Origin of the sequence: Methylocella sp., from assembly GCF_044226135.1 — a bacterium.
Lineage (GTDB): Bacteria > Pseudomonadota > Alphaproteobacteria > Rhizobiales > Beijerinckiaceae > Methylocapsa.
The window spans coordinates 26,441-36,912 of the sequence record NZ_JBGAHM010000034.1 but is presented as its reverse complement, the minus strand read 5'-3'; the positions used below and the strand labels follow the sequence as shown (position 1 = coordinate 36,912).

Below are 10,472 nucleotides of genomic sequence, written 5' to 3'. Positions count from 1 at the left end.
AAAATGGTGCGCGCCGGCAGGGTTTCGCCGCCGAACACGACGCCCTCGCGCGTGCAGTCCGAGACCGGCGCGCCGACGCGCACCTCGACGCCGAGCCGCTCCAGCGCCGTCTGGGCGTAGGCCGAGAGATCCTCGGTGAAGCCCGGCAGGATGCGCGGGCCGGCCTCGATCAGCACGACGCGCGACTTGCGCGTGTCGATGTTGCGGAAGTCGGCGGCGAGATTTTGATGCGCGAGCTCGCCGATCGTGCCGGCGAGCTCGACGCCCGTCGGGCCTGCGCCGATGATGACGAACGTGAGCAGCGCCTGGCGCGTCGCGGGGTCCGTCTCGCGCTCGGCGCGCTCGAAGGCGAGCAGGATGCGCCGCCTGATGGTGGTCGCGTCCTCGAGCGTCTTGAGGCCCGGCGCGAAGGGCTCCCATTCGTCATGCCCGAAATAGGCGTGGCGCGCGCCGGTCGCCAGAATCAGCGTGTCATAGGAGAGTTCGCCGCCGTCCTCGAACCGCACGATCCTCGCGCCGGCGTCGATCCCGGCGACGGAGGCGAGCAGCGTCGTCACCTCCTTGCGCCGCGTCATCAGATGGCGCACCGGCCAGGCGATGTCGGAGGTCGCGAGCGAGGTCGTCGCCACCTGATAGAGCAGCGGCTGGAACAGATGGTGGTTGCGCCGGTCGAGAATGGTGATGCGCACCGGCGCGCCCTTGAGCTTCTGCACGGCGTGCAGCCCGCCGAAGCCCGCGCCGACGACCACGACATGATGCAGAGCGTTCGCCTCGGTCAAAGCCGCCTCCTTCTGAGCGCGGCGGCGTCGCCTCGCCGCCCGGATACGCCATAGGTCCTAGCGCCGGCGCAGGCAAGCAGCCTTCGCGCCACGCCGGGCGGCTTTGCGCGGCGCGGCTGTTTTGCTAACTCTGCGGCGAAGGTCGAGCCTCGCCGCGGAGTCGGCGAAACGGCGGCGACAGGAGAGCCCATGCCGCGCCGCTTCGTCCGCCTTGTTGTCTTCACGCTGGCCGTTCCGGCCGTGTTTCTTTCAGGCCTCTGGGGCGCGCTCGCGCTGTGGTTCCAGCTGCCGCTCGCGGCGGGGCCGCGGCTTGGCGTCATCGCCGCCTTCGCGCTTGTCGCGGCGCTCGCGCTCGCGGGCCTTTTCGCGCGCAGGCTGCGCAACGCGCTCGTCGCCTATGGCGCGGCCTTTCTCGGCCTGCTGCTGTGGTGGAGCACGATCCAGCCCTCGAACGACCGCGACTTCGCCCCCGACGTCGCCCATGGCGTCACCGGCGTGCTGCGCGGCGACACGCTGACGCTCGAAAACGTGCGCAATTTTTCGTGGCGCAGCCCGGACGACTTCGACGAGAACTGGGAGGAGCGCAGCTACGACCTGTCGACGCTCGAAGGCGCGGATTTCTATCTCGTCTATTTCATGGGGCCGCTGATCGCCCATTCCATGGTCAGCTTCGGCTTCTCCGACGGGCGCCACCTGCTGTTTTCGATCGAGATCCGTCCCGAGCGGCACGAGTCTTTCTCGGCGCTCGGCGGATTCTTCCGGAAGTTCGAGCTCGTCTTCCTCGCCGGCGACGAGCGCGACTATCTTTTCCTGCGCAAGGCGCGCGACGAGGACGTGCGGCTGTTCCGGCTGCGGCTCGACCGGGCGCAGGCGCGCAAGATCCTGCTCGAATATGTCCGCGAGGCGAACGCGCTCGCGATCCATCCGAAATTCTACAACACGCTGACGGCGAACTGCAATTCGACCATCTTCGTGATGATCCAGAGCCTGTTTCCGAACTTTCCCACGGACTGGCGCGTCGTGCTCAACGGCTTTCTGCCGGGCTTTTTTTACGACCACAACCTCGTCGACACGCGCCTTCCGCTCGACGAGCTGATCCGCCGCGCCTTCGTCACCGACCGCATCCGCTCCGGCCTTTCGGAACAGGACTTCGGCGCGCGCCTGCGCGAGAACACGCCAGACCCCAACCGCTGAATTTTTCGCGACCGCGCCAGAAACGCGCGGCGCAGGCGCAAGGATTGCGACGCCGCCGCCGCATGGCGACGCAGCGCCACGGAGCCTCCGCTTGACCCCTCCCGACCGGACCCGGACCGGCCTCGTCGAATTCGCCCTCGCCGTGGGCGGCTTCGGCATCGGCGCCGGCGAATTCGCCGCCATGGGGCTCCTGCCCGACATCGCCCGCGGCGTCGACGTCGAAACGACCACGGCGGGCCATCTCATCAGCGCCTATGCGCTTGGCGTCGTCGTCGGCGCGCCGCTCATCACGGCGGTCTTCGCGCGCGTCGAGCGCCGCGTCATGCTGCTGGCGCTGATGGGGGCGTTCGCGCTCGGCAACGTCTTGAGCGCGCTCGCGCCGGGCTACGCCTCGCTGATGGGCCTGCGCTTTCTGTCCGGCCTGCCGCATGGCGCCTATTTCGGCGTCGCCTCGCTGGTCGCGGCCGATCTCGCAGGGCCGGCCCATCGCGCCCGCGCGGTCGGGCGCGTGATGCTCGGCCTCACCGCCGCGACCCTCGTCGGCGCGCCGCTGACGACGGCGATCGGCCAGACCCTCGGCTGGCGCGCGGCCTTCGTCGTGTTCGGCGCGATCGGCGCGCTCGCCGCGCTGCTCGTCTTCCTGTTCGTCCCGGACGACGGGACCGACCCCGACGCGAGCCCGCTGCGCGAACTGACCGCCTTCGCCAGGCCGCAGGTCTGGCTGACGCTCGGGATCGGCGCGATCGGCTCGGGCGGCATGTTCGCGACCTTCAGCTATGTCACGCCGACGCTGACCGAGGTCGCCGGCGTGCCTGAACGGATCGTGCCCTTCGCGCTCTGCGCCTTCGGCGCGGGCATGATCGCCGGCAACCTCGCCGGCGCGCGGCTCGCCGACCGCGCGCTGATGCCGACCATCGGCCTCGGCCTGCTGTGGAACGCGGCCATGCTCGGGCTGTTCTATTTCGGCTCGACGACCCCGGCCACGGCGGTCGCGAACCTGTTCCTGATCGGCACGGCCTTCGCGATCGTGCCCGCCGTGCAGACGCGGCTGATGGACGTCGCGGGCGACGCCCAGACGCTCGCCGCCGCGCTCAACCATTCGGCCTTCAACGTCGCCAACGCGCTCGGCGCCTATGTCGGCGGGCTCGCCGTCGCGGCGGGGCTCGGCTGGCGCGCGACGGGGCCGGTCGGGCTCGGCTTCGCGCTCGGCGGCTTCGGCGTGTTCTGCGCCTCGGTCTGGCTCGATCGTCGCGTCCGCCGCCGCGCTGCGCCGGCTCTCCCCGCTGCGGGCCCGGAAGGAGCCGCCCATGGCGAGGCGCGGGCTGACGCGAACTGACGGCGTTTTGGCGCGTTGTGCGCGTCAAGCCGGCGTGGCCGGCCTTATGCCAACGCCGGCGCCACAGAGCAAGCCAACGCCAGGAGACCGCCATGCTGAACCGCCTTCTCGCCGCCGGCGTCGTCTTCGTCGCAGCGGCGGCCGGCCCAGCCTTCGCCGGCGACGCGCCCGGCGCCGACTGGATGAGCCGGGACGCCGTCAAGGCGAAGCTTCAGGACGAGGGCTTCTCGTCCGTGCTTCTCAAAGCTGACGACGGCCAGTGGGAAGGGCTCGCGATCAGGGACGGGGCCATCGTCACATTCGCGGCCGACCCCAAAACGGGCGAGATCCGCCAGCAGAAGCCCATGACCGACGACGATGTGTAGGCGCGCTCAGCGCGCCAGAAGCTCGCCATAGATCTTCATCGCCTCGTCGCCATAGTCGCGCCAGCCGCCGAAGCCTTTCACCTTCTCGATCGCCTTCGCCCCCATGGCGGCGCGAAGGTCCTGATCGTCGGCGAGGCGCTGCATGCGCTCGGCCAGCGCGTCGACGTCGCGGATCGGCGTCACATAGCCGTCCGCGCCGTCCTCGACGAGGTCGGGCGCGCCGGTGTTCTGGCTGCCGATCACCGGGCAGCCGCAGGCCATCGCCTGCGCCAGCACGACGCCATAGCCGTCCTCGACGCTCGGCAGGACCATGACGTGGCTCCGGCTCATCACGCCCTTCAGCGTCTCCTGCGGCATGTGGCCGACGAGCCGCGCCTCCTCCGGCCACAGGCCGCGGGCGCGCATGAGGTCGACGAGCGGCTGGTCGACCGCGCCGACGAAGCTCAGGCTCTTCTTCGGATGGGCGAGCTTCGAGAACGCCTGAAGCAGATAGGGCACGCCCTTGCGCAGGCTCATCGCGCCGACGAACAGCACGTCGAACCGCTCCCTGTCCGGCGCGCCGGCGGGCGAAAAGCGCGAGAGGTCGACGCCGTAGCGCAGGAGGCGGAGCTTCTGGGGCGCGACGCCGTTCTCGACGAAGGTCCGCCAGGCGAATTTGGAGGGCACGGTGACGCGGTCGGCCTCGGCGTATTCGGCCTCCTCGACGTCGACCACATGCGGATCGACCCCCGAGAGGGGCAAGCCCCACAGCGCGGATTCTTCGCGCAGCAGCCGGTCCTGCGCCCTGATGTGCGAGGAGCCGCGGTCGCACACATAGGCCGCGCCGCGCGCCTTGGCCTTGCGCCCGGCGCGCAGCGCCGAGCCTGAAAGCCCGACATAGACGTCGCAGGGCGGCAGCTTCGCGGCGGCGAACAGGGAAAAGCTCGCCGCGTCGAGCCGCTCCCACAGGCGCATCAGCGCCTCGGGCGCGCGGTCCTTCCACGGGAACGCCATATAGGCGCCATGCACCAGCGGGAAGCTCGCGATCAGCTCGGGCGGTATTTTCTCGTTCTTCAGCTTGAAGGTCGGGTAGCCGGTCGAAACGCCGGCCAGCGCGCCGCGTGCGAAAAGCTCGCGGGCGAGGTCGAAGGTGTGGAACTTGCCGATGGTCGAAAGGGCGACTTTCAAGCGGAGGGCTCCCGTCGGCGCTGGAAAGGACACGTCAGAACGGCTCGGCCGGCGCGCCGGGGTCGGCCTCACGCAAGACAAGACGCGCGATATAGACGCATACGCAGGCGATGAACGCCTCGGACAGGAACATGCCGATCGCCGCGCCTTCGACGCCGCCAAGGACGTGGCCAAGCCCGAAGGCGACGACGACGCTCAAAAGGGCGGCGACGAACGACCAGCCGGAGAGGCCGATATGCCGGTTCGTCGACATCAGGAAGATGCGCGGCACATGCCAGATTCCGCCGACCGCGGCGTAGGCGAGCAGCCAGGCCATGACGCCGGGAACGAAGGGGATGCGCCCGTGCGTCCAGACTTCGAGCAGAAACGGCGCGACGAAATAGAGAATGAGGCTGAGCGCCGCCGACTGCGCCGCGCTGAGCGCCGCCGAGCGCTGGTACAGGCGGCGCACGGCGGCCGCGCCGCCTTCGCCGTAAAGGCGCGAAAACTCCGGGCCGAGCGCATGGCTGAACATGGCGGTGACCTGCACCGCGATGCGGGCGATCGTGCGATAGGTGTTGAACAGGGCGACCGCGGTCGTTCCCGACAACGCCCCGACGAGCAGCGTGACGCCCTGGAAGCTCAGCGCGTTGGCGATCGGAAAGACCATGAAGGAGAGCGCCGGCCGAATGATGCTTTTCAGCTCCTCCCTGCTCGCCGCCGAAAAGCCGAGGCGCAGGCCCTGGCTGTCGCGCTGGCTGAGCCAGGTGGTGACGCCGGCGCCGATCGCCCGCCCGAGAAAGCCGGTCAGCGCGACGCCCGAGAAGGTGCGAAACAGCGCGAGCCCCAGCATGTAGCCGGCGAATTCGGCGAGGCGGGCGATCTGGCCGAGCATGGTGCCGACGGCGTAGCGCCCGGTCGCCCGGAACGCCGCCTCGGCGAGCCCGCCATAGAGCGCCGTCAGCACGCCGCAGAGCAGCGCGGCGAGGGCGACGCGCATGTCCATGGTCATGTAGCTCGGCAGCGGCAGCAGCAGGACGGCGGGCGCGAGGATGAGCGCGAGGCCGCCGCAGACGATGGTCATGAACAGCTGGGCGCTCTGATAGACGCGATTCGCCTCGGCGACGTCGGCGCGGCCGATCGCCATCGCCATCTTGTTGCCGGCGGCCGTCACCATGCCGACGTCGGCCATCATCACATAGGCCGGGATGGCCGACAGCAGGAGCCACGAGCCGTAGCGCGCCGGGTCCCAGAAATACAGGAAGAGCGGAAGCGAAAAGAGCTGGATGGCGATGGTGACGGCCTGGCCGAAGGCGTTGGCGCCGAGGCCGAGAATGATTCTGCGAAGCATGGGCCGCCACAAGTCGTCGTGCAGATATGAGCCGCAGCGTTAGGGCGCGGCCCTGTTCAAGTCAAGGTTTGGTTCAAGTCAAGGTTTGACCCCGCAATCGCAGCGCGCGCCGGCGCGTTTGACCCTGCTTTTGCGCGCAGGGCCGCGACTAGTCGGGCGTTCGTCTCCGGGAAAGAAACCGGCTGCGGCGTTTCGTCTCGCAAAGCGCGCGCGGGCGCGTCCCGGCCCCTGTCTGCATTAGCAAGACTTGCGCCGGCGTCTTCATTAGCAAGACCTGCGCCGGCGCCTTCATAAGCAAGACCTGCGCCGGGCGCGGCCGCGGCGCGCCGGCGTCAGGGCGTTTCACACCGGCGCGTTCCGCACTAAGCTTCGCGCGCGGCGGCGTCGATTCCCGCGCCGTCCGGCTCAAGGGGTCTCCATGCGCATTCTTGTGGTCGGCGCCGGCGCCATCGGCGGCTATTTCGGCGCCCGTCTTCTCGCCGCCGGGCGCGACGTCAGCTTTCTGGTGCGTCCGGGCCGCGCCCGCCAGCTCGAAAAGACCGGCCTCGTCGTCAAGAGCGCGCTGGGCGACGTCGAAATCCGCAAGCCGCCGCTCATTTCGGCCGAGCGCGTCCCCGGGACGTTCGACGTCGTCCTGCTGTCGTGCAAGGCCTACGACCTTGACGGCGCGATCGAGGGCTTCGCGCCGGCGGTCGGCGCGCGCACCCTGGTCCTGCCGCTGCTCAACGGCATGCGCCACCTCGACGCGCTCGACGCGCGCTTCGGCGCGGCCGCGTCGCTCGGCGGCCTCTGCTCCATCTCGACGACGCTCGACGCCGAGGGGCGCATCCTGCATTTCGGCGACTTTCACAGCCTGTCCTACGGCCCCCGCGAGGCGGCGCAGGCCGAGCCCGCCGCGGCGCTCGACGCGGCGCTGGCGGGCGCGGGCTTCGACGCGCGGCGCAGCGACCGGATCATGCTCGAAATGTGGGAGAAATGGAGCTTCATCGCCGCCGCGGCCGGAATCACCTGCCTGATGCGGGCCGCCGCCGGAGACATGGAGGCGGCCGGCGCCTCGGACCTCGCGGTCGGAATTCTCGACGAATGCGCGGGCGTCGCCGGCGCCAACGGCTATCCCCCGCGCGAGGCCGCGATCGCGCGCGGGCGCGCCATGCTGACGGCCAAGGGCTCGGCCTTCGTCGCCTCCATGCTGCGCGACGTCGAGAAGGGCGGGCGAACCGAGGCCGACCATATCCTCGGCGACCTGCTGCGGCGCGCGAAGGCCGAGCCGGACCCGCGCTCGCTGCTGCGCATCGCCTACGCCAATCTGAAATCCTATGACGCGCGCAAGGCGCGCGAGGCCAGACTCTGATCCATCATCCACGGGCTTCACGAGGGTTGCCATGAACACGCAGGCCATCTGGGCGTCTTATGTCGCGAGCTTCCGCAGATACGCCGACTTCACCGGCCGGGCGACGCGCGCCGAATTCTGGCGCTTCGTCATCGTCTATGTCCTCATCTGCCTCGCGGCCGGCCTCCTTGACCGGGTGTTCGGCATGGGCCGCGAAGGGCCGGGACTGTTCCTGGCGCTGGCCGAGCTCGCGCAGTTCCTGCCGCTCGTCGCCGTCGGCGTGCGCCGCCTGCACGACATCGACCGCACCGGCTGGTGGCAGCTCCTGATGATTTCGGGCGTCGGGATCATTCTGCTCGTGTTCTTCTACGCCCAGCGCGGCGAGGCGCTGCCGAACCGCTTCGGCCCGCCCGCGCCCGAGACGCCGATCCTTGGCTGACCCGATGGAGCGGAAGATGCGCGTCGCCTTTCTCGGGCTTGGCCGGATGGGCTCGGCCATGGCCGGCCTGCTCCTGCGCCATGGCTTCGCGGTCACGGTCTGGAACCGCTCGCCCGGCGCCTGCGCGCCGCTCGCCGCCGCCGGCGCGCGGACGGCCGCGACCCCGGCCGAAGCCGCGCGCGGGGCCGGGGCCGTGTTCACCATGCTCGCCGACGACGCCGCGCTGCGCGCCGTCGCGCTCGGCGCCGACGGTCTGGCCGAGGGCCTCGATGAAGGCGCGGTCCATGTCTCGATGAGCACCATCTCGGTCGCGCTGTCGGCCGAGCTCGCCGCAGCCCACGCCGCGCGCGGACAGGGCTACGCCGCCGCGCCCGTGTTCGGCCGCCCCGAGGCGGCGGCGGCGCAAAAGCTGTTCGTCGCCGCGGCCGGGCCGCCCGAGACGCTCGAACGGGTCCGTCCGGCGCTCGAGGCCATGAGCCAGCGCGTGTTCGTCATGGGCGAGGCCGCTCCCGACGCCAATCTCGTCAAGCTGTCGGGCAATTTCCTCATCACCTGCGTCATCGAGGGGCTCGCCGAGGTTTTCGCGCTGGCGCAGAAGGGCGGGGTCGAGCCGAGAAAGCTTTATGAGCTGTTCACCGAGACGCTGTTCGCCGCGCCGGTCTACAAAACCTATGGCGCGCTGATCCTCGACGACGCCGTGTCGCCGCCGGGCTTCGCCCTGCCGCTCGGCCTCAAGGACAACCGGCTTCTGCTTCAGGCCGGGGAGGCGCTCGCCGCGCCGCTGCCCTTCGCCTCGATCCTGCGCGACCGTTTCCTCGCCTCGCTCGCGGCGGGCGAGGCCGGGCTCGACTGGTCGGCGATCGCGCGCCGCGCGGCCGAGGACGCGGGCGTTGGAAAAAAAACCTCCTGAGCCGGCCGGGCGCGGCGGCGAAAGCCGCGCCCGCGCGTTTCCCCGCAGCTGAAACAGGTCGAGGCGCGCAGGAAATGGCTTATGTCGACGGCTTCATCGTCCCCGTCCCCAAAAACCGGATCGACGACTACAGGACGCTCGCGGCGAAGGCCGCGGCGATCTGGAAGGAACATGGGGCGCTCGCCGTCGTCGAATGCCTCGCCGACGACGCGCCCCATGGCGAACTGACGTCCTTTCCGCGCGCCGTGCTGGCGACGCAGGACGAGACGGTCGCCTTCTCATGGATCGTCTATGAGACGCGCGAGGCGCGCGACGCCGTCAACGCCAAAGTCATGGCCGACCCGCGCCTCAAGGACGACATGGCGAACATGCCGTTCGACGGCAGGCGCCTGATCTTCGGCGGCTTCACGCCGATCGTCGGCGCGCCGTAAGCCGCCGCTCACAGCATCGAGGGCAGCACCCGGTCGGGCGGACGGTGGCCGTCGAGAAAGGTCTTCACATTGATGACGACCTTCTCGCCCATCTCGATGCGGCCTTCGGTCGTCGCCGAGCCCATGTGCGGCAGCAGCGTGACCTTGCCGGCTTCGGCGAGCCTCATCAGCCGCTTCGACACGGCGGGCTCGTGCTCGAACACGTCGAGACCGGCGCCGCCGAGCTCGCCCGTCTCGAGCATCTTGGTCAGCGCCGCCTCGTCGATGATCTCGCCGCGCGCCGTGTTCACCAGAATCGCGTGCGGGCGCAGGTATTTGAGCCGGCGCGCCGAGAGCAGATGATAGGTCGCCGGGGTGTGCGGGCAGTTGACCGACACGACGTCCATGCGCGCCAGCATCTGGTCGAGCGACTCCCAATAGGTCGCCTCGAGCTGCTCCTCGACGGCGGCCGGGACCCTGCGGCGGTTGTGGTAATGGATTTCGAGGCCGAAGGCGCGCGCGCGGCGCGCCAGCGCCTGGCCGATGCGGCCCATGCCGACGACGCCGAGCCTCTTGCCGGTGATGCGCCGCCCGAGCATCCAGGTCGGCGCCCAGCCGGTCCACTCGCCCGAGGGAATGGCCTTCGCGCCCTCGACCACGCGCCGCGCCACGGCGAGGATCAGCGCCATGGTCATGTCGGCCGTGTCCTCGGTGAGCACGCCCGGCGTGTTGGTGACGACGAGCCCGCGTTCGGCCGCGGCCGAAACGTCGATGTTGTCGACGCCATTGCCGAAATTGGCGACGAGCTTGAGCTGCGGCCCGGCGTGGCGGATCAGCTCGGCGTCGATCCGGTCGGTCACGGTCGGCACCAGCACGTCGGCCCGCGACATCGCTTCGGCGAGTTCGGCCCGGCTCATCGGCCGGTCGTCGAGATTGAGCGTCGCGTCGAACAGCTCGCGCATGCGCGCCTCGACGACGTCTGGCAATTTGCGCGTGACGATGACGAGAGGCGTCGTGCGGTCCATGCTGTCCATTCGTCCCCAGAAAAGGCGCGGTCCCGGACGGCCCGACGCGCTTTCACCCTGCCTTAACCATGAGCGGCGCAGAAACGACGCATCGGCGGCGCGCGCTTGCGGCCTTCGGGCTTTCGTAGCAGATGGCCGGTCAAAGACAAGGACGCCGGCCGCGCCGGGCCCCCCGCTTCGGAGATGC

Annotated in this window: 11 protein-coding genes; 7 read left to right on the top strand and 4 right to left on the bottom strand. The window is 70.1% G+C overall.

Features of this window, described 5'->3' with window-relative positions:
- The coding region (locus ACILRB_RS13030; protein ID WP_395666724.1) for an NAD(P)/FAD-dependent oxidoreductase at positions 1-779 on the bottom strand (779 nt) is incomplete at its 3' end.
- Between the two features lie 189 nt (positions 780-968).
- Between ACILRB_RS13030 and ACILRB_RS13025 the strand changes: the two genes are divergently transcribed.
- The 3 genes from ACILRB_RS13025 to ACILRB_RS13015 all read left to right on the top strand — a co-directional run bounded on the left by ACILRB_RS13025 (position 969) and on the right by ACILRB_RS13015 (position 3,674).
- Entirely contained in the window at positions 969-1,973 is a 1,005-nt protein-coding gene (locus ACILRB_RS13025; RefSeq protein WP_395666723.1) for a DUF4105 domain-containing protein, read from the top strand.
- A gap of 91 nt (positions 1,974-2,064) precedes the next feature.
- Complete coding sequence (locus tag ACILRB_RS13020) at positions 2,065-3,309, top strand: MFS transporter (protein WP_395666722.1); 1,245 nt, start codon at positions 2,065-2,067, stop codon at positions 3,307-3,309.
- Between the two features lie 92 nt (positions 3,310-3,401).
- The gene (locus ACILRB_RS13015) at positions 3,402-3,674 is read left to right on the top strand and encodes a PepSY domain-containing protein (RefSeq protein WP_395666721.1); all 273 of its coding nucleotides are present in this window, start codon (positions 3,402-3,404) and stop codon (positions 3,672-3,674) included.
- A gap of 6 nt (positions 3,675-3,680) precedes the next feature.
- Here ACILRB_RS13015 and ACILRB_RS13010 read toward each other — a convergent pair whose 3' ends face one another.
- A complete protein-coding gene (locus ACILRB_RS13010; protein ID WP_395666720.1) occupies positions 3,681-4,841 on the bottom strand; it encodes a glycosyltransferase family 4 protein in 1,161 nt (386 codons plus the stop codon).
- Positions 4,842-4,875: 34 nt separating this feature from the next.
- Complete coding sequence (locus ACILRB_RS13005; RefSeq protein ID WP_395666719.1) at positions 4,876-6,171, bottom strand: lipopolysaccharide biosynthesis protein; 1,296 nt, start codon at positions 6,169-6,171, stop codon at positions 4,876-4,878.
- 418 nt (positions 6,172-6,589) lie between these two features.
- Here ACILRB_RS13005 and ACILRB_RS13000 point away from each other — a divergent pair, with 418 nt between their 5' ends.
- The 4 genes from ACILRB_RS13000 to ACILRB_RS12985 all read left to right on the top strand — a co-directional run bounded on the left by ACILRB_RS13000 (position 6,590) and on the right by ACILRB_RS12985 (position 9,281).
- Positions 6,590-7,522, top strand: a complete 933-nt coding sequence (locus tag ACILRB_RS13000; RefSeq protein WP_395666718.1) for a ketopantoate reductase family protein — start codon at positions 6,590-6,592, stop codon at positions 7,520-7,522.
- A gap of 31 nt (positions 7,523-7,553) precedes the next feature.
- Complete coding sequence (locus ACILRB_RS12995) at positions 7,554-7,940, top strand: DUF805 domain-containing protein (RefSeq protein ID WP_395666717.1); 387 nt, start codon at positions 7,554-7,556, stop codon at positions 7,938-7,940.
- A 16-nt stretch (positions 7,941-7,956) separates the two neighbouring features.
- A complete protein-coding gene (locus ACILRB_RS12990; RefSeq protein ID WP_395666716.1) occupies positions 7,957-8,850 on the top strand; it encodes an NAD(P)-dependent oxidoreductase in 894 nt (297 codons plus the stop codon).
- Between the two features lie 74 nt (positions 8,851-8,924).
- Complete coding sequence (locus ACILRB_RS12985; RefSeq protein ID WP_395666715.1) at positions 8,925-9,281, top strand: DUF1428 domain-containing protein; 357 nt, start codon at positions 8,925-8,927, stop codon at positions 9,279-9,281.
- Positions 9,282-9,289: 8 nt separating this feature from the next.
- On the opposite strand, the gene ACILRB_RS12980 is transcribed toward ACILRB_RS12985, so the two are convergent.
- Positions 9,290-10,285, bottom strand: a complete 996-nt coding sequence (locus ACILRB_RS12980) for a 2-hydroxyacid dehydrogenase (protein WP_395666714.1) — start codon at positions 10,283-10,285, stop codon at positions 9,290-9,292.
- Positions 10,286-10,472: the final 187 nt, after the last annotated feature.